Origin of the sequence: Hymenobacter puniceus (assembly GCF_014333525.1) — a bacterium.
GTDB lineage: Bacteria > Bacteroidota > Bacteroidia > Cytophagales > Hymenobacteraceae > Hymenobacter.
The window spans coordinates 546,780-571,392 of record NZ_JACSCX010000001.1; the positions used below are offsets into that span (position 1 = coordinate 546,780).

General features: G+C 57.5%; 22 protein-coding genes. 18 read left to right on the forward strand and 4 right to left on the reverse strand.

What is annotated here, in order from left to right; genetic code table 11:
• The first annotated feature begins 82 nt into the window (after positions 1 to 82).
• The 8 genes from guaB to H8B14_RS02310 all read left to right on the forward strand — a co-directional run bounded on the left by guaB (position 83) and on the right by H8B14_RS02310 (position 10,514).
• Positions 83 to 1,555: an IMP dehydrogenase gene (gene guaB, locus H8B14_RS02275; protein WP_187314004.1), complete on the forward strand. Its 1,473-nt coding sequence runs from the start codon at positions 83 to 85 to the stop codon at positions 1,553 to 1,555.
• 201 nt (positions 1,556 to 1,756) lie between these two features.
• Positions 1,757 to 3,859: a PP2C family protein-serine/threonine phosphatase gene (locus tag H8B14_RS02280; protein ID WP_187314005.1), complete on the forward strand. Its 2,103-nt coding sequence runs from the start codon at positions 1,757 to 1,759 to the stop codon at positions 3,857 to 3,859.
• A gap of 14 nt (positions 3,860 to 3,873) precedes the next feature.
• On the forward strand, positions 3,874 to 4,203 hold the full coding sequence (locus tag H8B14_RS02285) for an STAS domain-containing protein (protein WP_044016181.1): 330 nt from the start codon (positions 3,874 to 3,876) through the stop codon (positions 4,201 to 4,203).
• A gap of 29 nt (positions 4,204 to 4,232) precedes the next feature.
• Positions 4,233 to 4,649 carry an ATP-binding protein gene (locus H8B14_RS02290; RefSeq protein ID WP_187314006.1) on the forward strand — a complete coding sequence of 139 codons (417 nt, stop codon included), beginning with the start codon at positions 4,233 to 4,235 and terminating at the stop codon, positions 4,647 to 4,649.
• 232 nt (positions 4,650 to 4,881) lie between these two features.
• Positions 4,882 to 7,191 carry a peptidylprolyl isomerase gene (locus H8B14_RS02295; protein WP_187314007.1) on the forward strand — a complete coding sequence of 770 codons (2,310 nt, stop codon included), beginning with the start codon at positions 4,882 to 4,884 and terminating at the stop codon, positions 7,189 to 7,191.
• A gap of 293 nt (positions 7,192 to 7,484) precedes the next feature.
• Complete coding sequence (locus H8B14_RS02300) at positions 7,485 to 8,873, forward strand: peptidylprolyl isomerase (protein WP_187314008.1); 1,389 nt, start codon at positions 7,485 to 7,487, stop codon at positions 8,871 to 8,873.
• Between the two features lie 119 nt (positions 8,874 to 8,992).
• Complete coding sequence (locus tag H8B14_RS02305; protein WP_222840528.1) at positions 8,993 to 9,964, forward strand: AAA family ATPase; 972 nt, start codon at positions 8,993 to 8,995, stop codon at positions 9,962 to 9,964.
• Between the two features lie 109 nt (positions 9,965 to 10,073).
• Positions 10,074 to 10,514: a hypothetical protein gene (locus tag H8B14_RS02310; RefSeq protein ID WP_187314009.1), complete on the forward strand. Its 441-nt coding sequence runs from the start codon at positions 10,074 to 10,076 to the stop codon at positions 10,512 to 10,514.
• Between the two features lie 163 nt (positions 10,515 to 10,677).
• Here the strand turns inward: H8B14_RS02310 and H8B14_RS02315 are convergent, their stop codons facing one another.
• Complete coding sequence (locus H8B14_RS02315; RefSeq protein ID WP_187314010.1) at positions 10,678 to 11,571, reverse strand: SDR family NAD(P)-dependent oxidoreductase; 894 nt, start codon at positions 11,569 to 11,571, stop codon at positions 10,678 to 10,680.
• A gap of 235 nt (positions 11,572 to 11,806) precedes the next feature.
• On the opposite strand from H8B14_RS02315, the gene H8B14_RS02320 reads away from it, so the two are divergent.
• Positions 11,807 to 12,364, forward strand: a complete 558-nt coding sequence (locus H8B14_RS02320) for a GNAT family N-acetyltransferase (RefSeq protein WP_187314011.1) — start codon at positions 11,807 to 11,809, stop codon at positions 12,362 to 12,364.
• A 5-nt stretch (positions 12,365 to 12,369) separates the two neighbouring features.
• Here H8B14_RS02320 and H8B14_RS02325 read toward each other — a convergent pair whose 3' ends face one another.
• Positions 12,370 to 13,521 (reverse strand): hypothetical protein, encoded by a 1,152-nt coding sequence (locus H8B14_RS02325; protein ID WP_187314012.1) that lies wholly within the window; start codon positions 13,519 to 13,521, stop codon positions 12,370 to 12,372.
• 294 nt (positions 13,522 to 13,815) lie between these two features.
• On the opposite strand from H8B14_RS02325, the gene recA reads away from it, so the two are divergent.
• The 9 genes from recA to tsf all read left to right on the forward strand — a co-directional run bounded on the left by recA (position 13,816) and on the right by tsf (position 21,684).
• Positions 13,816 to 14,865 (forward strand): recombinase RecA, encoded by a 1,050-nt coding sequence (gene recA, locus H8B14_RS02330; protein WP_261989887.1) that lies wholly within the window; start codon positions 13,816 to 13,818, stop codon positions 14,863 to 14,865.
• 161 nt (positions 14,866 to 15,026) lie between these two features.
• A complete protein-coding gene (locus tag H8B14_RS02335; RefSeq protein ID WP_187314014.1) occupies positions 15,027 to 15,854 on the forward strand; it encodes a DUF3108 domain-containing protein in 828 nt (275 codons plus the stop codon).
• A gap of 226 nt (positions 15,855 to 16,080) precedes the next feature.
• The gene (locus H8B14_RS02340; protein WP_187314015.1) at positions 16,081 to 16,782 is read left to right on the forward strand and encodes a response regulator transcription factor; all 702 of its coding nucleotides are present in this window, start codon (positions 16,081 to 16,083) and stop codon (positions 16,780 to 16,782) included.
• Positions 16,783 to 16,913: 131 nt separating this feature from the next.
• Positions 16,914 to 18,011, forward strand: a complete 1,098-nt coding sequence (locus H8B14_RS02345; RefSeq protein WP_222840529.1) for a sensor histidine kinase — start codon at positions 16,914 to 16,916, stop codon at positions 18,009 to 18,011.
• Between the two features lie 87 nt (positions 18,012 to 18,098).
• Positions 18,099 to 18,812, forward strand: coding sequence for an RluA family pseudouridine synthase (locus H8B14_RS02350; protein ID WP_187314016.1), 714 nt, complete (start codon positions 18,099 to 18,101; stop codon positions 18,810 to 18,812).
• 239 nt (positions 18,813 to 19,051) lie between these two features.
• The gene (gene rplM, locus H8B14_RS02355) at positions 19,052 to 19,504 is read left to right on the forward strand and encodes a 50S ribosomal protein L13 (protein WP_044016164.1); all 453 of its coding nucleotides are present in this window, start codon (positions 19,052 to 19,054) and stop codon (positions 19,502 to 19,504) included.
• A gap of 38 nt (positions 19,505 to 19,542) precedes the next feature.
• On the forward strand, positions 19,543 to 19,929 hold the full coding sequence (gene rpsI / locus H8B14_RS02360; RefSeq protein WP_187314017.1) for a 30S ribosomal protein S9: 387 nt from the start codon (positions 19,543 to 19,545) through the stop codon (positions 19,927 to 19,929).
• 18 nt (positions 19,930 to 19,947) lie between these two features.
• Positions 19,948 to 20,715, forward strand: coding sequence for a 30S ribosomal protein S2 (rpsB, locus tag H8B14_RS02365; protein ID WP_187314018.1), 768 nt, complete (start codon positions 19,948 to 19,950; stop codon positions 20,713 to 20,715).
• 132 nt (positions 20,716 to 20,847) lie between these two features.
• Entirely contained in the window at positions 20,848 to 21,684 is an 837-nt protein-coding gene (gene tsf / locus H8B14_RS02370) for a translation elongation factor Ts (RefSeq protein ID WP_187314019.1), read from the forward strand.
• 597 nt (positions 21,685 to 22,281) lie between these two features.
• Here the strand turns inward: tsf and H8B14_RS02375 are convergent.
• Together H8B14_RS02375 and H8B14_RS02380 are read right to left on the reverse strand one after the other, a co-directional pair.
• Positions 22,282 to 23,352 (reverse strand): DUF3089 domain-containing protein, encoded by a 1,071-nt coding sequence (locus tag H8B14_RS02375; RefSeq protein ID WP_187314020.1) that lies wholly within the window; start codon positions 23,350 to 23,352, stop codon positions 22,282 to 22,284.
• A gap of 82 nt (positions 23,353 to 23,434) precedes the next feature.
• Positions 23,435 to 24,571 (reverse strand): hypothetical protein, encoded by a 1,137-nt coding sequence (locus H8B14_RS02380; RefSeq protein ID WP_187314021.1) that lies wholly within the window; start codon positions 24,569 to 24,571, stop codon positions 23,435 to 23,437.
• Positions 24,572 to 24,613 lie beyond the last annotated feature (42 nt).

Consider the following 24,613-nt stretch of genomic DNA (forward strand, 5'->3'; position numbering starts at 1 on the left):
ATACAACCACTCGATAACACAAACCCCAACTTTCCGCCGTAGCTTTGTCTGGCAACAAGCCTCACCTAACTTCCTTGTTGCCATGGCCGACTACGCTGCCAAAATTGCCTTCGAGGCGCTGACCTACGACGACGTCCTGCTACTGCCCGGTTATTCCGAGGTATTGCCCCGCGACGCCGACCCGAGCGCCCAACTCACCCGCAACATCCGGCTCAAACTTCCCTTCGTTTCGGCGGCCATGGACACCGTGACCGAAGCCGAAATGGCCATTGCCATGGCTCAGGAAGGTGGCATCGGTATCATTCACAAGAACATGAGCATCCGGGCGCAGGCTGAGCTGGTGCGCCGCGTGAAGCGCTCCGAAAGCGGCATGATCCTCGACCCGTTTACGCTCGAGGAAACGGCCACCCTCGCCGACGCCAAAAAGCTGATGCGCACCAATAACATCGGTGGCATTCCGATTGTGGACGGGCAAAACCGCCTCAAGGGCATCCTCACCAACCGCGACCTGCGCTTTGAGAAGGACATGAGCCGCCCTGTGACGGCCGTCATGACGGCCGCGCCCTTGGTGACGGCCAACGCCGGCACCGAGCTGGCCGCCGCCGAGGACATTCTGCAGGATTCTAAAGTGGAAAAGCTGCCGGTAGTGGACACCGACGGTCGTCTCGTGGGCCTCATCACTTATAAGGATATCCGCAAGCGCCGCCGCACGCCTAATGCCTGCAAAGATGAGCTGGGCCGTCTGCGTGTGGGGGCCGCCGTGGGCGTAACGCCCGATCTGCTGGACCGCGTGGCCGCTCTCGTGGAAGCCGGCGTGGATGTGGTGAGCGTGGACACGGCCCACGGCCACAGCAAAGGCGTGCTTGACGCTGTGCGTAACCTCAAACAGCAGTACCCGAATCTGGAAGTAATTGCGGGCAACGTGGCTACCGCCGAAGGCGCCCGCGCCCTGGCCGATGCCGGCGCCGACGCCGTGAAGGTGGGCGTAGGCCCCGGCTCGATTTGTACCACCCGCATCATTGCCGGCATCGGTGTGCCTCAGCTCTCAGCAGTGCTGGAAGCAGCCCGCGGCCTCGAAGGCACCGGCGTGCCGCTGATTGCCGACGGCGGCATCAAGTTTTCCGGCGACGTAGTGAAAGCCCTGGCCGCCGGCGCTTCCACTATTATGGTGGGCTCGTTGCTGGCCGGTACCGAGGAAGCGCCTGGCGAAGTGACCTTGTTTGAGGGCCGCAAGTACAAAAGCTACCGCGGCATGGGCTCGGTGGAGGCGATGGAAGACGGCTCCAAGGACCGCTACTTCCAAGATGCCGAAGACGACGTGAAGAAGCTGGTGCCCGAAGGCATTGTGGGCCGCGTGCCCTATAAAGGCCTAGCCTCGGAGGTGTTGTTTCAGCTGGCAGGCGGCCTGCGCGCCGGCATGGGCTACTGCGGCGCCGCTACCGTAGAGGCCCTGCAAACCGCCCGCTTCGTGCGCATCACCGGGGCCGGCCTGCGCGAGTCGCACCCGCACGACGTGCAAATCACGCAGGAAGCGCCCAACTATAGCAGCAAGTAACTTGCTGCTGCCATCCGGCTAGCGAAACACATAAACAAGACAGAAGTAACGGCCGGCAAGCTCAACAGCAGCTTCCGGTGGTTACTTCTGTCGTTCTTTTCTCCTATTGTCCCACATCTAAAAGCCGCCTTATCTTAGCGGCCCGCTTTGCCCCCGCGTCTTACCTGAATTGTGCGGAACACGGGGGACACTATTCCGCCTATGCCCCTTCGCCACCGCATACAAGCCACTATATACCCACTGGCATTGCTCAGTTGGATTGTGTTGCTGCTCAGCACCCTCAGCCAAACCCAGGGCAAAGCGGCCATTTGGCTGAATGGCCCCTGGCCGGAGTGGGTGACATTGGTGGCTCAGGCACTGTTTGCGGCCGGCATGTTTATGCACCAGCGCGAATTGCCCGACCCTTTGCGCGGCAACGATTTTGTGGGCCTGCTCCGTCGCTTGGTATTAGGCCCGGGGTTGTTGGCCACCCTATGTGTCGGGCTGCATCTGGTGGAGCGGGTCGTTCAGTATCAGCTTCCCACCAACGACCGGACGCTGTTTGCTTTGATTTACACCGTAAATCTGGGGCTATTTGTGCTGTTTCTGGCCAAAACCAACTACTCCTGGCGCAGCCTGGTGCTGTTCCGGGCCAGCAGCCGTATTCAGCGCGAATGGGTCTGGTTTGAAATCCTGCTCGGCGTTACGCTGCTGTTCCGGCTTTTTGACTGGGTACCGCCACATCCATTTGATTATATCATTATCGGTGGGCTGGGAGCTTTTGGCGTATATCTGAGCGGCAACCAGCAGTGGGTGGCCTACCTGAGTCACCGCCAAAAGTGGGAGGCCGTGCTGCTGCAGGTGGCGCTACTGCTCTCGATGGCCGTATTTGTGTCGTATTTTCTGCGAATTGCCCACGACCCCAAGTTGGTGGCACCGGCTCCGCAACACGCTTTCCTGGTGCTCACGGTGTTCTTCTCAGCTTTTTATGCCCTCATGGGGCTGCTGGTAACGCTGTTCAACCTGCCAACTGCTGGTGTATTCGAGCAGAAGCGAGAAGAAATTCTTAGCCTGCAGCGTCTTACGCAACTTATCCAGAAAGGCCAGAGTGAGGAGGAAATCCACCGTATGTTGCTCGAATCGGCGGTGCAGACCGTGGATGCGGATGCCGCCTGGATTATGCTGGAAACCGAAAATGCGGTGGCGCAAATAGCGCAGAACTACCAGATAGCCCCCAGCCAGATGCAGCAGGTATACCAGCTGCTGCAGGACCATAATCTGCACCTGATTGAGTACCTCAACAACGACCTGCCGAACTCCAATGGCTTCCGAGGCCTCAACCTGCCCTACGGCTCGCTGATTGTTATGCCGCTGCGGTCGGCCAAGCGCCGCTATGGTGCTATCTACATGCTTAAGAAAAGCCGGCAAGGCTTCGACCGCGAGAACCTGAGCATCCTGCAAACCTTCGCCAGCCAGACCGTACTCAGCATTGAGAACCTGCGCCTGATGAACGTGTCGCTGGAAAACCAGCGGGTGCAGGAAGAACTGAAGATTGCCTCGCTGGTACAGGACAGCCTGATTCCAAAAAATCTGCCCATCGACAGCTGGTTTGCCATTAGCTCCTATGCCGAGTCGGCCAAGGAAGTAGGCGGCGACTTTTATGACTTTCTGCATCTGCCCGGCCGCCGGTTGGCTATCCTCATCGGCGACGTGAGCGGCAAAGGCGTGACGGCAGCTTTCCACGTGGCTCAGATGAAAGGCATTTTTCATGCGCTGATGCAGGAAAATCCGCTGGCCCGCAACGAGCGTGACAAATTTCCGCTGCCCAGTAAGTTCATGGCCCAGGCCAACCACGCCTTGGCGCGCTGCCTAGAGAAAGCGGCTTTTATCACGGCGTCGCTCTACATCATCGACTATGAGAACGGCGGGTTCATGTTTGCGCGCGCCGGACACTGCCACACGCTCTATTACCACTCTATCAAAGAGGAAGTATCCTACTTCCAGACGGCAGGACTGGGGCTGGGCATCATCCGCAACGAGTCGTACGAAAAGCACATCAAAAACCAGTTCTACGACTACAATCCCGGCGACGTAATGGTAATTTATACTGACGGCATTGTGGAAGCCCGCAACGCAGCGCAGGATGAATACGGCGAAGAACGGCTGCAGCAAATGCTGGAGCAAACCTACTTCCTGGACGCTGACGCCATCAAAGAACGGATTCTGGCTGATCTGGCCGAATTCAGCCACGGCCAGCCCATGCACGACGACCAGACGTTGCTGGTGGTCAAGTTTAAGTCCGCCCAACCTGGCCCCCACAACTGACGTAAGCCCGACGTATGAAAATAACCCAACACTCCTCCGCAACTACTCTTACCCTTAGCCTAGATGGTGAACTGGACGCCAGTTCTTCCGTTTTGCTGGATACCGAGCTGGCAAAGCCAGAAACGCTCCAGTTTCAGAAGGTATTGATTGATTGCCAGAAGCTGAATTATATCTCTTCGGCGGGCTTGGGCGTATTCATTTCCCACTTGCAGCAGTTTCAGGATGCAGGTGTTAAGCTGGTGTTCTTCAATATGCAGGACAAAGTGCACAACGTATTCGAAATCCTGGGTTTGGATGCGCTGATGACCATCGTACCCTCGGAAGCCGAGGCTACGGCTATATAAATTGCCTTGTATCCCGATAGGCCCGCAGGATGAAAAACGCCCTCCGTATCAGCTGTAGTCGCAACAACCTCAAGGTTGTTCGCGACTTTGTGACGGACTACCTTGCTGCGTATCATCTAGCAGATCTGCAACTCAACCAGATTGTGCTGGCTGTAGACGAAGTGGTAGCCAACCTGATTATTCACGGCAACGCCGAGGATGAGTCGCAGCATCTGGATCTGGCGGTGGAAGTGGAGGGCGAGATGTTTGGCATTGAGATATTCGATCAGGCCATGCAGACGTACAAACCGGCCAGCTACCACGAACCTGATTTGCAGGAATTCATTCGTCAAGGTAAAAAAGGCGGCATGGGCATGACGCTGGTCAACCGTATCATGGACCGGGTGGAATTCACAACCAGTGGCAGCCGCAACGTATGCCGGCTTTATAAGCGTATAGCCGTTTAGCCGTCACCTAGTATTCTGCTTACTTCCTGGCTTTCAAGCGCCTCCTGTGCTCCCTGCAGCACAGGAGGCGCTTGCAGTAGTACCCTATCCGGTAGCAATATGACCGGGCTGGCCAACGTTGGCGGAGAAAGTCCTTTCCCCCGAAAAAAATCCGTAAAATTGCAACAGGCAGCTTGCCAGTTTCCGCCTCGTTGGCAGTATTTGCCACGTATTGCAGTTTCTACTATCTCGTATGCACAAACGCATTTTGTACGTCGGCACTGCTGCCGTCGGGCTGCTGGCCGCGTGCCAGGCCACCAAGCCTACCACTTCCAAGCAACCAGTTATCGAAACGCTGGGCACTACCCCGGTACCTGCCGGAGAGTTTGCTTATGTGTATCGCAAAAACAACGGCACAGCGCCCGAGTACGGCACCCGGCCCAGCGTAACAGAGTACCTGGATCTGTACACCAACTTCAAGCTGAAAGTGCTGGAGGCCGAACAGCGCGGCCTCGACACCACCCAGGCTTTCAAGCGTGAGCTGGACGGCTACAAGCAGCAACTGGCCCAGCCCTACCTCACCGAAAAAAGTGTTACGGACCTGCTGGTGCGCGAGGCATACGAGCGGATGGGCAAGGAAATCAATGCCTCCCATATTCTGCTGCGCCTTGCCCCCGACGCCGAGCCCAAAGATACCCTGGCGGCCTACCAGAAGGTGGTAGCCCTGCGCCAGCGCGTGAGCGGCGGCGAAAACTTCGAGCAGGTAGCCCGTGAGGTTAGCGAAGACCCTTCGGCCCGCGAAAATGGCGGCAAGTTGGGCTACTTCACGGCCATGCAGATGGTATATCCGTTTGAGTCGGCCGCGTTCAAAACGCCGGTCGGCCAAGTGTCGCAGCCGGTGCGTACCCGCTTCGGCTACCACCTGATCAAGGTAAACGACATCCGGCCGGCGCAGGGCGAAATCAAGGTAGCGCACCTGATGATTCGCTCGACGCCCGGCATGCCCAAAGCCGACTCCGTGACGGCCAAAAAGAAAATTGATGAGCTCTACAGCCGCCTTACCCAGCGCAAAGAGCCTTGGGAAAAGCTGGTGGCCCAATTTTCGGAGGATGCCGGCTCGGCTGCCAACGGCGGTGAGCTGCCACCTTTCGGCACGGGCCGCATGATTCCCAACTTCGAGGAAGTGGCTTTCAAGATGAGCACGCCCGGCGAGCTGTCGAAGCCGGTGCAGACGCCTTACGGCTGGCACATCATCAAGCTGCTTGAAAAGCAGCCGGTGCCTACGTTTGAGGCCATGGAGCCTTCCCTGAAGAGCAAGGTGGCCAAAGACTCGCGCTCGGAGCTCAACAAAACGGCCTTCCTGAAGCGTGTCCGGACTGAAAATCAGTTCGTGGAAAACCAGGCCGCCAAAGACTATGTGCTGGGCAAAACCGATACCTCGCTGGTAAACGGCCGCTTTAAGTATACGGCACCAGCTGCCCCGGCCACCACCGGCAAAGCCAGCAAAAAAGCGGAAGGCGACGCGCAGACGCTGTTCAGCATCAAGGGCAAGCCCTACACAGCCGCCGACTTCCTGACCTATGCCCAGCAAAACCAGCGGCCCCGCCCCGGCGCCGAGCCCCGCTTCGTGACCCAGCAGCTCTACGACCAGTACGTGGAGCAGAGCCTGACCAACTTCGAGCGCGACAACCTGGAAAACAAATACGAAGATTACCGCATGCTCGTAAAAGAGTACCGCGACGGTATTCTGCTGTTCCAGCTCATGGACGAGAAAGTGTGGAGCAAGGCTATCGAGGACACCGTGGGTTTGCAGAAGTTCTTCACCGAAAATCAAAGCAAATACCAGTGGGACGCCCGCGTGCAGGGCACGGTTATCAGCGCGGCTTCGCCGGAGCTTCTGGCCAAAGCCAAGCAGCAGCTTAAAACCGGCCGCTACGAGCTGACACGCCTTACCCTGCAGCCTGCTGGCTATTCTCCCGGCACCGATAAGCTGCTGAAGGGCGCCAAGCTCAACCTCGACCGGTTGGTGAGCGTGCTTCAGGGCGACACCAGCCTGAGCGTGACGCTTACAGGCCGCGCCCGCAAAGGCGAGGCTGCTGGTATGGCCCGCCGCCGTGCTGCCGCTGTAGCCACCTACCTTACCAGCAAAGGCGTGGAAGCCGGCCGCATTCGGCAGGTAGCCCAGGCCAAGCCTTCCACTGATATTTCTACGCTGCAAACAATATCCAGCACCAGCCTCACGGCCTTGGAAGAGCAGTTGAACGCACAGAATCCACTGTCGGTGCAGATTACGCAGAAGGCCTTTGCCAAAGGCGACAACAAAGTGGTGGATGAGCTGACAGGCCGCGGCCCTGGCTCCTACGACGTGCAAAAGGATGGCCGCTACTACACCGTCATGATTGACAAGGTGCTGCCCGCCGGCCCCAAAACGCTGGCCGAAGCCCGCGGCCAGGCTACTTCCGACTACCAGAACTACTTGGAGAAAGAGTGGATTGCTCAGCTCAAAGCCAAATACCCGGTTCAAATCAACCAGGCCGAAGTAGATAAGCTCGTAACGAAATAAAAAAAGCCCGGCCCTGGCCGGGCTTTTTTGTGGCACAGACTTCACTCCGTAGCCTTGTTACACCGGGCCATCTATACAAGGGATGTAAACTACGGCCTGAAGTCCGGGCTACAGCCACGCACATGCAACGTCGTGCTACGTTTCCGGCTCTGTAGCCTGTAGCCTGTAGCCTGGCCGGCAATGGGCGTTTTTGCCGGAGAAGGGATTTATGTTGAAATTTACCGGCGACTTTGTGCGTTCAGCCAAGTGTCGGGGCCAGGGCTCACAAGCTGGCCACACCTATTGATGCTTCCATGATTCAGTTCTTTTCCTTGCCAAAGCGGGCTGTCCTGCTGACCGCCGTGCTGCTGGCCGGCACTATCACCTCGGGTTTTGCCCAGCTCGGCATCGGCCGGCCCGCGGGCCGTCAGGTGGTAGATGGCATTATCGCCAAGATTGATAACCAGATTGTACTGCGCTCCGACCTGGAGGCTATTTACGCCCAGGAAGTAGCACGGGCCGACGGCAAGCCGCTACCGCCTAATTTGCAGTGCCGGATAATGCAGAGCCTGGCCCTCAACAAACTGCTGCTGGCCAAGGCTGAAACCGACTCCGTAGTGGTTGAAGATGCCCAGGTGAAAAGCGAGCTGGACCGCCGCATGAATTATTTCGCCCAGCAAATCGGGTCGGAGAAGAAGCTGGAGGAGTACTACAACAAGCCCATCAAGCAGCTAAAGGAGGACTTGCGGCCCCAAGTACGCGAGCAGCTCACGCAGCAAAAAATGCAGGAACAGATTGCCGGCAAAGTCACCGTCACGCCCCGCGAGGTGCGCCAGTATTTCAGCCGTATTCCCAAGGATAGCCTGCCGTACTACTCTACGGAGGTGGAAGTGGGCCAGATTATCAAGTACGCCAAAATCAATTCCTCGGCCAAGCAGGCAACCCAGGCCAAGCTTAACGAGTTGCGTGCCCGGATTCTGGCAGGCGAAAGTTTCGAGGAACTAGCCAAGAAGTACTCCGAAGACCCCGGCTCGGGAGCACAGGGCGGCTACTTGGGCTTCTTTAAGCGCAAAGAGCTGGTGCCGGAGTATGAGGCGGCAGCCTTGCGTCTGGAGCCGGGCGGCCTGTCGCCGGTAGTAGAGTCGCAGTTTGGCTTTCACCTCATTCAGCTTATTGAGCGCAAAGGCGAGCAGTACAGCACCCGCCACATCCTGCTGAAGCCAGCCACGGGCACCACCGATGCCAACGAAGCCGCCAAGGAGCTCACCAAGCTGCGCCGCCGCATTCTGGCCGACAGCATCACGTTTGCGAAAGCCGCCAAGGATAATTCCGACGATAAGACCAGCGGCGCCAACGGCGGCCTGCTCTCCAACCGTGAAGATGGTAGCAGCTACCTGCCACTCGACAAGTTGGACCCCGCTATCTTCTTCACCATTGACACCATGAAGGTAGGCCACATCACGCCGCCCATGCCTTACCGCACCGACGATGGGAAAGACGCCGTGCGCATCATCTGGCTGAAATCGAACACAGCCCCACACCAGGCCAATTTCAAGGACGACTACCAGAAATTGTCGCAGGCAGCGCTTAGCGAAAAGAAAAACAAAGCCCTGGACGAGTGGTTCCGTGAGAACCGCGGCAGCGTCTACATCGAGGTAGACCCGCAGTATACAGGCTGCAACCTGCTGGACGCTACCAACTAATGTAACTTTGAAGCTGACGTAGTAAGCGCCTTAGTTGGTGCACCGACAGTTTCAGACGGCGCCTTCCGGAAGGTTTATTATTCGCGCAGCTCTATTTCCCTTCTTAGGTCTTTGTTGGCATGTCTGTTATAAAATTCTCTTCTGATAAGGAAGCCGCCGACGCGCTGGCCCGGTCCTACCAAGTGTTGCGCCAGGAAATCGGCAAGGTCATTATTGGGCAGGACGAAGTAGTGCAGCTGGTGCTGACCGCCGTGTTTTCGCAGGGCCATTGCCTGTTGGTGGGCGTGCCGGGCCTGGCCAAGACACTGCTGATTCAAACCATTGCCGACTCGCTGGATTTGTCGTTCAACCGGGTGCAGTTTACGCCCGATTTGATGCCGTCTGATATTGTGGGGTCTGAGACCCTCACCCAGCAGCGCGACTTTCAGTTTGTGCCGGGCCCCATCTTCGCCAACATTGTGCTGGCCGACGAAATCAACCGGACACCACCTAAAACGCAGGCTGCGCTGCTGGAAGCCATGCAGGAATACGCCGTGACGGTGGCTGGCAAACGCTATCCGCTGGAGCGCCCGTTTTTTGTGCTGGCTACCCAAAACCCCATTGAGCAAGAAGGTACCTACCCGCTGCCCGAGGCGCAGCTGGACCGCTTCATGTTCAATATCGAACTAGGCTACCCCAGCTACGAGGCCGAGTTGCAGATTGTCAAGAATACCACGTCCGACACCAAGCCCACGGTAAACAAAGTGTTGCACGCCGACGAGATTCAGGCGTTTCAGCACTTGGTGCGTCGCGTGCCGGTGGCCGACAACGTGGTGGAGTACGCCGTGAGTTTAGTGCACAAAACCCGCCCCAACACCGACCGAGGTGCGGCGCGTGCCAGCCAGTTGCTGGAGTGGGGCGCCGGTCCGCGCGCCTCCCAGCACCTGATTGTGGGGGCCAAGTGCAACGCCCTGCTCAACGGCAAATACTCGCCCGACATCGAGGATGTGAAGGCCGTAGCGCTGCCCATCTTGCGCCACCGCTTGGTGCGCAACTTCAAAGCTGAAGCCGAAGGTGTCACGGTCGAGCAGATCATCAAAGAACTCCTCTGAATCAATTAGAAATTAAAAATTGAGAATTAAAGATGAGTAGCTGCAATGTGCATTTTCACTCTTTGGCATCAATTTTTAGTTTTTAGTTCTCAATTTTTACTTGACAAAAATGGAAGTCCCTGGCTACTATCAGCAGTTTGAGCGCAACATCGACATCCTGCTAGATGCCCTGCAAGCAGGCCTCAATCTTCGCACCACGGCCCTCGAAACGTCCTTACCACTTGAAATCTACGTGCTTTGCGAAGTGCTGAACCAAGGCGGCGGGCAGTATCGTCTTACCACTGAAGGTCTGGCCCGCGTGCAGGAATTCCAGACGCAGTTTGCAGCACAGAAAACGGAAACCGACGCCATCATGCGCCGCCTTCTGGATGACCAGCGGTCCAGCATGCGCACGCCCGAAGGCCGCGTTCTGACCAAAGAAATGTTGATTCGCCGGCTGGAATACTTCAATGAGGCCGCCCGCCAGGTAAATGTGATGCGCAACCAGCAGGCCCTTGGTAGCCCCAACCAGCGCAAATCCGGCATCGGCGCCGAGCTGCAAAAAGGCTGAGTACGGATTATAGCGGATTAGACGGATTAATCGGATTTTGTGGATGGCGCTAGGTCAGCCTGAATTACACATTGTCTACAACAAAAAAGAGGCGTGCCGATTGGCACGCCTCTTTTCTTTGAACATCAATCGTTCACAAAATCCGATTAATTCGTCTAACCCGCTATGATCCGTGATTCATGGTACCGGCGGCCTCCTTGCGGATTTCAGCGTGCCCTTCTTTGCCGTGGCTCAGGGGAAGGCTGGGGGCCGGCTGCTGCTTGAGGTTGCCGGGGACTTCCTCACCCGCCAGGCTCTTGGATGAGGTTACGCCGCCATCCACGAAATACGTAGCGCCCGTCACGTAGCTGGCCTCGTCGGAAGCCAGGAACAAGTACACATTGGCTACCTCCTCAGGCGTACCGCGGCGGCCCATCGGCACGCCATTCACGGTGTTCTTTTCCATCTTGCTGTCCATGGGGCCGGTTTCCTTGTGCGTCCAGGCGGTATCAATCGGGCCGGGCCCAACGCAGTTCACCCGTACGCCGTGCTTGGCCTGTTCCACTGCCAGTCCTTTGCTGAAGGTCATTACCCAAGCTTTGGTGCCGCCGTAGGGCGTAATCATTGGCGAGCCCATCTGGCCGGCTTCCGAGCCGGCCGACACAATATTGCCTTTGGTTTTCTGCAAGTGCGGCAGTGCGGCCCGCGTCATCATGAAGGCCGTGTAGATATTGTTCTTAATCATATACTCGAATGCCTCTACCGGGTACTTATCCAGCTCGGCAGTGGCCGGGAACACGCCCGCGTTATTGATCAGGATATCGAGCTTGCCAAAGTCATTCAGTGCCAGCTGTACGCACTCCTGCGCCTGCTTTTCCACTGATACATCCCCGAGGTAGCCAACGGCGCGGCCACCACTATGCAGGATTTCGTCTACCACTTTGCGCACCGGGTCGCTGTCCAAGCCGCATACCACTACTGCTGCACCTTCGGCTGCAAACTTTTTGCTGATGGCCTCACCAATTCCGGCACCACCACCCGTTACGATGGCTACTTTACCTTCCAGTCTTCTTTTCATGACACGTACTTTGCAAATAAGGAATAAGAATCTGCCAGCGCTCCAGCGGAGCCACAACCCAACGTGCTAGCTGACGTTTTGGGTGATCTTGCAGTGCTGAAACAAACGGTATCCGTTGCAGGGAGTTATGGTTAGGCCACCACTGGCACGAACAGTTGGTCTGTTTTTCAGCCTTGCCACGCTGCCTGGGCGTACTCAACTCTATTAGCTTCCCAAAATCCTGTACGCCGTTTCTGTGTTGCTTACTGCCCCGTCTACTGCTCCGCGCCACACGGCCCGCCTTACACTTCGCCCCTACCAGCCCAGCGACGAGGCCGTCTTTTTTGCGGTGCTGCACCAGAACCGCAGTCGGCTGCAAGCTGCTTTTCCAAGCCGGGTGGCAGCCGTACAGGCCTTGCCCGATGCCGGCCGGGTACTCCGGCAATTCACACAGGACTGGCAGCAAGGCCGGCTATACGTGTTTGGCATCTGGCATACTGCCTCCGGCGCTTACCTCGGCGACATCAGCCTACGGCCTTCCTGGAGTGCACCGGTTAGTGCTGAAATCGGGTATTATCTGACTGCAGAGGCCGAAGGGCACGGCTACGCTCGGGAAGCCCTGGCTGCCGCTGTGCAGTTCGGGTTCGGAGCCCCACTACTAGCGGCCAGCCTCTCGCTGCGCTGCCGACCCACCAACCCCCGCAGTATGGCCGTGGCAGAGCACGCCGGCTTTCGGCCGGTAGTGGCCCGGCGGCGCCTCTGGGCCCTGCGCGGTGCCTCCGACATTGTGCACTACCGGCTGGACCGAGCCTGAAGCCTCTACTCGCCGCGTACAGTGGTCAGCAGGAAGCTCTGGTTGAAATTGAAATACAGCGCAAAAGAGAAGTCGAACTCGCTGGTGTTAAGATTATAAAGCGGCTCAAAACGGGTGGTCATGATAAGGTTGCCGGGCAACCGGTAGTCTTTCAGGAAACGCGCAATCAGCAGCTGCCGGTCTTTTTCCAGGTACTGCGGGTCGCTGACGGAATTGGAAATGGACCGGTACAGCAGGCCGCCCAGTGGCGAGATGTAGCCGTTGCCGCGCCAGTAGGCCACCTGCACGTTGGAAAGGCGCGTATCCACTCCCGCATTCAGGTACAGGCCGGTGCCCCGCTGGTAGGGCAGCTGGTACGTGAAGGAATAGTCATGGAAGTAGGTGGCATACAGATCAGCATGAACGGCGTGAACAAACCGCGACGCCAGCGGCTTGCGCACTCGCACGCCACTGGCCAGGTTGAACAGTGTCTGGAGCGGCGTGTCTATGGTATCAATCTGGCCGCCGCGGTGCGTGCCCGTGAACTGAAACGGCACCCGTAGCCACCAGGAACTGGAGTCGCCGAGTACGGTTTGCTCCAGGGCCAGCCCCCCCGCCACTTCTTCCTGAAAGTTGCTGAACCGGTACTGCTGCCGCTGCCAGTCCACCCAGGCGTCCAAGCTCAGGCGCGGCTTCTGTAATTTATACTGCACCCCTTCTTCCAGGCGGTTATTGATTACCCGCTCAAAGTCAAACATCGGCTCAATGTAGCCGTGGTGCAGGTTGCCTTCAATGTTGCCGAACAGGATGCTGTGCGGGCCGTTCTGGTATTTCACCGTCAGCAGTGGCCGCACCTGCCGGAAGCGCGGCGTGCCATAGTCCTTCCACAGAAAGATGCCGGCTTCCACCCGCAGGTTAGCAGTCGGGAAATACACCAGTCGCGGCAGCAGGTGCGTTCCGAAGTAGGTGCGGCCAGGCTCAATCTTGTTGAAATACTCGTTGTCTTTGTTGAACAGAAATGCTTGCACATCCAGCCGCAGCTGGCGCGCATACTGTGGCCCTACCGGCAAAGGGTGCAAAAAAGCCCGGTTGTCTAGCTGCGCGCGGGTTTCGTGCGGCCACAGCAGCGCACCTACCAGCATCAGTATCAATGTGGTAGAAAGTCGTAGTTTTGCCAAATATTTTAGCACAGAAAATCTGCTTCAGATTCAACGAATTTTTTTAGCATTGCGGGCACCAAATATAGGGCAGCTGCGTTACCACTAGCCGGCCCGAAAACAGCTGGCAACCCCGTTTTGGGAAGCCTAGCCGCGGTTTGCGCGGCCCACCGAAAACGCCTACATTCACCAAACCTAAGCATTTCCTAACAACCCATTCTAATGGCTGCAACCACCACTGACAAGGCTGAAAAAGCGGAGAAGGCTGACAAATCAAGCAAGCCCACCAACCTCAGCAACGCCAATGCCGAGAAAATGAAGGCGCTTCAGCTCACGCTGGACAAGCTGGATAAGGCCTACGGCAAGGGCACCGTCATGAAACTCAGCGACAACAAGGTGATGGACGTTGAAGTCATCAGCACCGGTTCGCTGGGCCTCGACATTGCGCTGGGCGTGGGCGGTCTGCCCAAAGGTCGTGTCGTTGAAATCTACGGCCCGGAATCGTCGGGTAAGACCACGCTTACCATGCACTGCATTGCCGAAGCGCAGAAGCGCGGCGGTGTTGCGGCTTTCATTGACGCCGAGCATGCCTTCGACCCGTTGTATGCCAAGAAGCTCGGCATTGACACCGAAAACCTGCTGATTGCGCAGCCCGACAACGGCGAGCAGGCCCTCGAAATTGCCGACCAGCTGATTTCCAGCGGCGCCATCGACATCATCGTAATTGACTCCGTGGCTGCGCTGGTGCCGAAAGGCGAACTGGAAGGCGACATGGGCGACTCGAAAGTGGGTCTCCACGCCCGCCTCATGAGCCAGGCCCTGCGCAAGCTCACCGGTACCATCAACAAAACTGGCTGCTGCTGCATTTTCATCAACCAGCTGCGTGAGAAAATCGGCGTAATGTTTGGTTCGCCCGAAACCACTACCGGTGGTAACGCTCTCAAGTTCTACGCCTCCGTCCGCCTCGATATTCGCCGCATTGGCCAGATCAAGGAAGACAAGGACAACGTGACCGGCAACCGCACCAAGGTGAAGGTGGTGAAGAACAAGGTGGCGCCACCGTTCAAGGTGATTGAGTTCGACATCATCTACAATGAAGGCATCAGCAAGGTGGGCGAAATCCTCGACCTGGGCGTCGACATGGGCATTATTGCCAAGTCGGGCTCGTGGTTCAGCTACAACGGCGACCGGCTCGGCCAGGGCCGTGAAGGCGTGAAAACCATTCTGCAGGACAACCCCGAGCTGGCTGACCAGATTGAGGCTAAAATCCGCGCCATGGTGAAAGGCGAGCCGGAGGCTGCTCTTGCCGCTATTCCGGAAGACCGGTCTACCGACGAGGACGACGACGCTGACGAAGCGCTGTAAGCAACCTATTTTGCGTACCGCATGAAAGCCTTCCCGGCATCCCGGGAAGGCTTTTTTGTGTCTGGCTTCGTATAGTCCGGCAACGGCGCATTCGCAGTATATTTGCTGGCACCGCTTTTGTCTGGAGTCCCAGGAATATCTTTTCCTGCTTTTTTCGCTGTATGAACCGCCGCTGGCTTCTTTCTCTTCTTTTGTTGTTGCCGGTTCTGGCGTTGCAGGCTTTTGGCCCCGCTGACACCCTACGGAAAGTCCCCAACACCAGCTTCCACTCGGGCGAGGTGCTGCAATACAAGGTGCATTACGGCCTCATCAACGCCGCCGAAGCCACCATCGAAGTAGCCGACGACCTGCAGCGCGTCAACGAGCGGCCCTGCTACAAGGCCACCGTCACGGGCCGCACTACGGGTTCCTTCGACTTCTTCCTGCGCATCCGCGACACGTGGCGCTCCTACATCGACACGACCAGCATTCTGCCACAGAAATTCTTCCGCAACATCGAGGAAAACCACTACCGCAAAAAGGAAACCGTAGACTTCGACCACGTGCGGGATGTGGCCGAGGTGGAAAAGCGCGGCAAAGACAAGAACGACGTGAAGCGCGGCACCTACAAAGTGCCCGACAACGTGCAGGACCTGGTTAGCGCCTTCTACTACCTGCGCACTCTCAACTACGACCAGCGCCGCATGGGCGAGGTTATTCGGGTGCAGGGTTTCTTCGATGAGGAAGTGTTTTCAATGGAGGTAATGTACCGGGGCCGCGAAACCGTAGAAACCAAAGCCGGCACTATCCGGGCCATTAAGCTGGTGCCCAAAATGCCCAGCAACAAGCTGTTTAAGGGTGAAAATGCTGTATCGGTGTACCTCTCCGATGACCGTAACAAAGTGCCCGTGCTAATTCAGGCCGAGCTGATGTTGGGCGCCGTGAAAGTGGACATGTACAAATACAAGGGTCTCAAGAGCCGGCTCAATCTGGTAGCCCGAAACCAATAGCATCTGTGGCGGCTCCTTCGGGAGTCGTTTTTTATGCCCACTGCGCAATCAAACGAGACAGGAATAAGTGGTAGCTTAGATAAATCCAGCAGTTTGACCGCCAACAAATTGCGTGGCACCCAGCAATAGTATAGCGCGCACTTAATGAAAACGTAACATGCCGGAGGCCAAGCCCGGCGGTACTTTTGGTCTTGCGTATTCAGTTTCATCTTAAACGCCCCGCCCCGTGCAAGCACCCGCCAACCCCAACGCCTACAAGATCCTCGTTGTCGATGATGACCCCGACATTGTGGAGCTGCTGGAGTACAACCTGCGCAAAGAGGGCTATACGGTAGCCTCGGCCCCGGACGGACGCAAAGCGCTGGAAGTTGCTCCCCAGTTCGGGCCCGACATCATTGTGCTCGATGTGATGATGCCGCACCTCGATGGTATTGCCACCTGCCGACAGCTGCGCGAGCAGCCCAAATTCAAGGACACTTATATTATTTTCTTGACAGCCCGCTCCGAGGAGTTTTCGGAAGTCGCGGCCTTTGAGGCTGGTGCCGACGACTTCATTGCCAAGCCCATCAAGCCTCGGGCGCTGCTCAGCCGCCTCGGAGCTTTCGTGCGCCGCGACCGGGACCCGCAAAGCATTCAGGATACCATCGAAATTAATGGCCTCAAGATTGACCGCACGGCGTTTTCGGTGTACCAGGAAGGCCGCAAAATCACGCTGCCCAAAAAGGAATTCGAGCTGCTGGCGTTCCTGGCGGCCACTCCCCACAAAGTATTCGGGCGCGAGGAGCTGCTGCAGAACATCTGGGGCAACGACGTTTTCGTGCTGGCCCGCACCGTGGACGTACACGTGCGCAAAGTGCGCGAGAAAGTCGGCGACCACCACATCCAGACCATCAAGGGCGTCGGCTACAAGTTCAATACGGATAACTAGCCACGCCAACGCTAGACCGTCATGCAGCGCGGAGCGAAGCATCTCGCCAGTGTAGTAACTTACTATACCGGCGAGATGCTTCGCTCCGCGCTGCATGACGGCCTGCCTGAAACCATTCAGCCATTACACCCTTGAGAATCAACATTTCCTCCCGCACCATTGCCATCCTGCTGTCGTTGCTGGTAGCTTGTGTGCTGACCACGCTGGCCTGGATTGGCCCAACTATGGACTTGCAGCAGGGCGTGCTGGCGGCGGGCATTACGGTGGCAGCCTGTTTTCTGCTGCTGTATCTGATGTTTGAGGCGCTGATTTTCCGCGAAATCAACAACATCTACGCCGGTCTGGAGCACATCAAGCGCAAGGAGCTACGGCGCATGTCCAGTAAATTCCTGTTCCGGCCGGAGCCGCTCAAGCGCATGCGCGACGAAATCCTGGACATGGCCCAGCGCAAGCAGCAGGAAATCGACGAGCTGAAGCGGCTGCAGGCGCTACGCCGCGAATTTCTGGCCGATGTATCACACGAGCTCAAAACGCCCATTTTTGCTGCCCAAGGCTTCCTACACACCGTCCTCGACGATGATGATGTAGATGACTTCACCCGCAAAAAATTTTTGCAGAAAGCTGCTAACAGCCTCGACGCGCTGGATGCTTTGGTGCAGGACCTCGTGACTATCTCGCAGCTGGAAAAGGGCGTGGTGCGCATGCGCCGCCAGGGCTTCAATATTGTGGCGTTGGTGCACGAGATATTTGAGCAGCTGGAGCGCAAGGCGGCCCTGCGGCAGGTGCAGCTGGAGCTGTTTCCACCCGAACTGCCTGCCAGTGGCCTGCGCGTGCTGGCCGACCGCAACCGCATCCGGCAGGTGCTCATCAACCTCATCGACAATGCCATCAAGTACGGTCGGGAAAACGGCCGCGTGGTCGTCAGCCTCACGGAAAGCGGCAAAGCTGTGCGCGTAAGCGTCCGCGACGATGGCGCCGGCATCCCGAAGCAGCACCTCAACCGTATTTTTGAGCGGTTCTACCGCATCGATAAGAGCCGCTCGCGCGACTCGGGTGGCTCGGGTTTGGGCCTGGCCATCAGCAAGCACATTGTGGAAGCGCACCGTTCCACCATCCGGGTGCGCAGCGAAATCGGGCAGGGCACTACGCTGGAGTTCAAGCTACCTAAGCCCAAAAACCCCGCCCCACCTGCTCACCATGTGCTGGTCGGGCCCGTTAGCGAGGCGTAGTTACTACGGATCTGTCAAAGTACTTGGCCTAGAGTGAGCTTCTGCGGAAGTGGTTGCAGCGGGGTTTCGTACCTTTGCGGCCGCCTTATGAAGCTACCCGATTTCCAAGACCTGATTCTGTTCGAGGACGACGACTACATCGTCATCAACAAGCCCCCGTTCCTGGCCACGCTCGACGAGCGGTTCGGTGGCGCGCCCAACATCCTGCGCCTGGCCCGCGAGCAGTACGACGACGTGCAGGCCTGCCACCGCCTCGACAAAGAAACCAGCGGCTCTTTGGCCTTGGCCAAAAACCCCGCCGCCTACCGCCACCTGGCTATGCAGTTCGAAGACCGCAAGGTGCGCAAGGTGTACCACGCCGCCGCCTGGGGCGTACACAACTACGACGGCCTGCGCGTAGAGCGGAGCATTGAAACCACCACCAAAGGCAAAGCGCGCCTGGCCTACAAGGGCAAACCCGCCGTGACGCTGGTGCGCACGTTGGAAGCCTTTGCCAAGCACACGCTGCTGGAATGCCAGCCCATTACGGGTCGCATGCACCAGATCCGGCTGCACCTGGCCTATCTGCAGGCCCCCATCATCGGCGACCAGATGTACGGCGGCGAAGATTTTTACCTGTCGTCGCTGAAGAAGAAGTTCAACATGAAGGAAGGACAGGAGGAACAGCCGTTCATCAAACGCTTTGCCTTGCACGCTGCCAACCTCACATTTGCCAAGCTCGATGGCGAATCCGTGACGGTGGAAGCGCCCTATCCCAAGGATTTCCGGGTGCTGGTCGAGACGCTGCGGCAGTATCAGTAAGCCAGGTGAGGAGGTGAATGGGGATGAAGTGAATCGTGTCATTTGATGCCTGTTCTCTCATCACTATTTGCTTTTTTACCTCATCCCCACTCACCGCTTCACTTCATTACCACTTCTATTTCAGGCACAAATACTCACCGGGGCCTTGCAAATACCGTGAAAGGCGGTAACTTTGTGTCCGTTTTTCCCGGACCGTGTGCCGGTTTCTCCTCATTTCCAAACGCTTACCCTCCTCCCCAATGGATCATCTGAGCTTCAAGACGGTATCCGTCAACAAAGCCAACGCCGATAAGGCCTGGGTCGTGGTTGATGCCAGTGTTGCGCCGCTGGGCCGTCTGGCTAGCCAGATTGCCAACATGCTGCGTGGCAAGCACAAGCCTTCGTTCACTCCCAACTCGGACTGTGGCGACAACGTTATTGTTCTGAACGCCGACAAGCTCTACGTTACGGGCAAGAAGCTGACCGACAAAATCTACATCACCCACTCGGGCTACCCCGGCGGTCAGAAGCGCATCAACCTGCGCGACAAGAAAGCCAAGGATTCGACCCGCGTGATTGAGCACGCCGTGAAAGGCATGCTGCAGGGCAACAAGCTCGGTGCCGAGCAGTTCCGCAACCTGTATGTGTACAAGGGCGACCAGCACCCCCACGAAGCCCAGCAGCCCAAAGCTGTTGAACTGACTAATCTCTAAGCCGATTTCGGCGTCTTTTTTCTTTAATTCTCCACTTAATGGAAATCTCCAATACCTCTGGTAGAAGAAAAACCTCGGTGGCCCGCATCTACATGCAGGCCGGGCAAGGGAATATCACTATCAACGGCCGGGACATCAAGGCTTACTTCAGCAATGAACTCCTGGAAAACATCGTGAACCAGCCTTTGGCTACTGTCGAGCAAGTCGGCCAGTACGACATCAAGGTGAATGTGCGCGGTGGTGGCATCTCGGCCCAGGCTGAAGCCATCCGTCTGGCCATCTCGAAAGCCCTTGTCGGCGACAACTCGGAAGTTCGTCCGGCCCTCAAGAAAGAAGGCTTCCTGACCCGTGACCCGCGCATGGTGGAACGCAAGAAATTCGGCAAGCGCAAAGCGCGTCGCTCGTTCCAGTTCTCGAAACGCTAATCCCAGAGGAAACTTATCATGGCTCAGTCCACCACCTATAAAGAGCTGCTCGACGCCGGTGCCCACTTTGGTCACCTTACGCGCAAGTGGGATCCGAAAATGGCGCCGTACATCTTCATGGAGAAGAACGGCATCCATATCATTGACCTGAACAAGACGCTGGTTTCGCTCGACCAGGCTGCTGCGGCTATCCGCAACATCGCCAAGAGCGGCCGCAAGATCATGTTCGTGGCCACCAAGAAGCAGGCGCAGGAAATCGTAACGGAAGAGGCTACCCGCCTGAAGATGCCGTTCGTAACCGACCGTTGGTTGGGCGGCATGCTCACCAACTTCGCCACGGTGCGCAAGTCGCTGAAGAAAATGAGCACCATCGACAAGATGGTGAAGGAAAATACGGCTTACGCGGCTCTGGCCAAGCGTGAGAAACTGATGATGTCGCGCGAGCGGGAGAAGCTGGAGCGTGTACTCGGTGGCGTTGCCGACCTGAGCCGCCTGCCCGCTGCTCTGTTCGTGATTGACGTGAAGCGTGAGCACATTGCCGTGAAAGAAGCCCAGAAACTGGGTATTCCGGTATTCGCTATGTGCGACACCAACTCCAACCCCGAGCTGGTGCAGTTCCCGATTCCTGCCAACGACGACGCCTCGAAGTCCATCCAGCTCATCGTGAGCGTAATGGGCAAGGCTATCGAAGATGGCCTGTCGGAGCGCAAAGTCGACAAAGAAGACGCCGACAAAAAGCAGGCTGAAGACGAAGGCATCCAGGAGAAGCAGAACGCCGAAGAATAGGCTCATCGCCCCTCCATTGAAAAGGGAACATGCGAAGCACTCGGCTCCGGTGTTCCCTTTTCTTTTGTTGGCGCGGGCTCCACTCGTGTCAATAGTCCAATAAAACCTCTCAACCCCCACATACTCACAACAATGGCAGCAATTACCGCCGCAGACGTGAACAAGCTCCGCACCATGACCGGTGCGGGCATGATGGATTGCAAAAAAGCACTGACCGAAGCCGATGGCGACTTCGAGGCCGCTCGCGACATTCTCCGCAAGCAGGGCCAGAAGATTGCTGACAAGCGTTCGGACAACGAAACGTCGGAAGGCTTTGTGGCCGTAGCCGTGAGCGAAGATGGCACCACCGGCAAGCTGGTGGCTCTGGCCTGCGAAACGGAGTCGGTAGCCAAAGTGGCTAACTTCCGCGAGCTGGTGCAGCGCATCCTCGACGCCGCTGTGCGCATCAACGCCACCTCGAAAGAGGAAGTGCTGGCCGCCAAAGAAGAAGATGGCCTGACTGTTCAGGAGCACATCACCGACCTGATGGGCAAAATCGGCGAGAAGCTGGACCTGACTTACGCCACGCTGACCGCTGAGAAAGTAGCTTCCTACATCCACTCCGACAACAAGAAAGGCGTACTAGTAGGCCTGAAGAACGTGGGTGATGCCGACACCGCTGCTGTTGGCCGCGACGTAGCTATGCAAATCGTAGCCATGAAGCCCGTAGCCGTTGATAAAGACGGTGTGGACTCGGCCGTTACGGAGCGCGAAATTGAAATCGGCAAAGAGCAGGCGCGCGCCGAAGGCAAGCCCGAGGCTATGCTGGAGAAAATTGCGCAGGGCAAGCTGAACAAGTTCTACAAAGAGAACACCCTGCTCAACCAGGAGTTCGTGAAAGACAGCTCGATGACCATTGCCCAGCTGCTCGACAAAACGTCGAAAGGCATGACGGTAACGGACTTCAAGCGTGTTGCTATTGGTGCCTAAGCTATCCGCTTAGCTGCTTTGAAAGAGCCCCGCCGGCATTGTGCCGGCGGGGCTTTTTTTGTTGTTTGCACTTATGGATGAAATCAGGAAGAATGCTTACCGCTATTTGCTTTATCAGGCTACACTAGATATCCGGTATTTACCATCGAGCCTGAATCCGATAAAGTGGATAAAACGCCGCCGTATTATCCGGTCTTTTGGGCCTCTAGCTAATTGGCTCCACGTCATGGCGCGCTATTCGTGCTATGATTTTGTCGGTTTTGACGAAACGATTTTCTGGAAAGAGCACACCAAGCTTAGCAAACGTTTCCCTAAAACTACTGTAGAACTATACCCTGCGCATTTCCAGGGGTTTTTAGACAACTTTTACAAACCGGAGAAAGACAGAGCAGTCTACTTCCTACCTCCAAACTGGCCGAACATATAAAACACAACTAGAATAAGTTTTTGCCATAGCAAAATATCAGCGTTTCTGCTCCGTAGAATTATTCCTCCGAGCCGCCCCACCTATCAGGTTTTTAGCCAGAACCGCCAGCAGTATCAGCACCAGCAATCCAATCAGGACGCGGGGCCAGTTAATCTTTTTCATAGCGCAGTTTAAGGGCGTGGGGACTGGTTGTTGAAGGCTTGCACACGCGCTACGGCGTTACGGCGCACGTTCAGGTAAAACAGGCCGTAGTCGGCGAGGTGAAAGGAGTGGCGCAGTTCGGGGCGGCCGGGCAGCAGGAAGCGGGGGTAGCCGCTGGCTTTGGGCGGGTGCACCCACAGCACTCCGTTGTGGATTTTGGCGGCCGTCAGTGTCGTGTCGAGGCGGTTGAAGCTGCTCGGAACACTGCCACGGTTGAGGACGGCGGGACCCGTCACGGTATCCGTTTTCCAGGTGAGCGGGTTCGTGACGACGGCGCCGTGGTAGGGCGGATAGTCGTAGCCCCACTCGGCGGTGTTCCAGCTCATGTAGCAGCTGGTTTGCAACGAGTCCTGGCAGGGTTGCAGCACTTTATACCGCTCGGGCCGCACCTCAAACCCAATTAGATAGGCGGCTACCAACTGGCGGCGCAGCTTGGGGTCTTCATCGAAAAACTCCTGCAGCAGCCGGCGGGCATGATAGGCGCCCTGGCTGTGCCCGGCCAGGATAATGGGGCGGCCCTGGTTGTAGTGCGTTAGATAGTAGCGGAACGACGCCTTTACATCCTGATAGGCCAGCTCCAGCGCCCGGGAGCCATTGGCGGTGCTATCGAAGAAGGCATAGAGCGTGGCCTGCCGGTAGTGCGGGGCGTAGATGCGGCCGGCAGCATTGAACACCGAGGCCTGCCGCATAATACTGAGCTTGTCGGTAAATTCATTCAGGCTGGTATTGGCAGGGTCGGCGTTCCAGCTTTTGGACAAAATCAGCGTAGTCAGGTGCACAAAGAACACATCGGCCGACGCGGTGGCTTGCTGGTCGCGCAGGTTGGTGTTGAGCGGCACGGCGTCGGCGGAGTCGCGGGTAGTAGGTAGGGCGGCCCAGTTGGCAGGCAGCGTATAGTCGGGCACGGGCGGCTCCTGCGCAGTGGTGAACTCGCGGCGCGGCCTGATGATGCCAATGCAGGAAACGAGCAGCAGCGGCAGCAGCCACACACTCAGCCGAGGCAGCCAGTCACAGAGAAATGAAAATCGACGGTAAAACATAGAGTGCGGCAAGCAAACAAAAATGCGCGCTGCCGGGCCACGGCAGCGCGCATCCGGCAGGCGGGCGCAAAGGTACGGCACCTCAGTCGGTGAACGTATTCTCCAGTAGCTTTTCCTGCCGCAGATACATGATCTTGAAGTTTTTGTCGAGGCGTACCCGCACCTGCGCGGCCGTTTGCTGGTGCTTCTGCATCGACTGCCGGAACGCCCGGCTTCGCTCGCGGTACGTGACCACGCGGGAGCCGTCGTTTACCGGCTCACTGACTTGCAGGCTGCCGGGCACAATCTGCGTTTCGGCCTCCGTAAACTCCGGGAAGTGCGTACGGTTCAGCTCGGCTTCAATAGCCGCGGGGGTGGTGCCGGAAAGTGTATAGAACCGCTCAACGGTGGGTGCAAAGTGCTGCGAGCCAGCAAAAGGCGCCGCCTGCAAGTCGACGTAGTAGGATTCCAATACCTGCTGCGCCCGGGCGGCCGCAGCATTATCAGACATAGCAGGCGGGGCCGATGGAGTTGGCGGAGCAGGCGTTTCAGTGGTGGCAGCTTCCACGGTATCGGGGTTGCTGGCAGTGGTGGTGGGCGGCACTACGGGGGCAACACGCACGGTTTCGGGAGCAGCTACCGGCGCCAGCTCAATCTGCTCGGCCTGGGGCCCTTCCTCGGGCGTGGCGGCCACCGAGTCGGCGGCGGTGCGCGAAGTGCTGGTCAGGCGTTCCGACTCCTGGTTGCCCAGCATCAGATACGCCACCAACGCCAGCAACGCCAGAATACCACCGACGATGAGGATAGTACTTAGTGGGCTCTTAGCTGGCGCTACGTACGGCATATCCTCTACCTCTTCCACCTCCTCGGGCTGAGGAGCGGTGTACTGCGGCGGAGCAGGCACCGAAGGCGACACGTTGGGCCGACCAGCCACAACGGGCCGGTTCAGGGGCTCGGCCGGTGAAGCTGGTATTGGGGGCATTGGTGGTATTGGCTCCGCCGCCGCATGGTGCGTGATGGGTGGCAGCATTGGGTCTTCTACCGGCGACACAGTGGTAGGCTCAAAAGCTGCAGGCGTGGGCGTAACCGCAGGCGCAGGCACTACGGGTGCTTCGGGGGCAGCGTCATTGAAGAGCAGTTTCTGCTTTAGCGTTGCAAATTCCTGGGGCGTGATGGTACCCGCGTCAAGCCATTCTTTAAGCTGCCGCAGCGTATCAAGCGGCGAAGAATCTTTTTCCATGAGCAGAGAGAGGTGAATACGAAAGCAGTGCCGGTCGCCGAA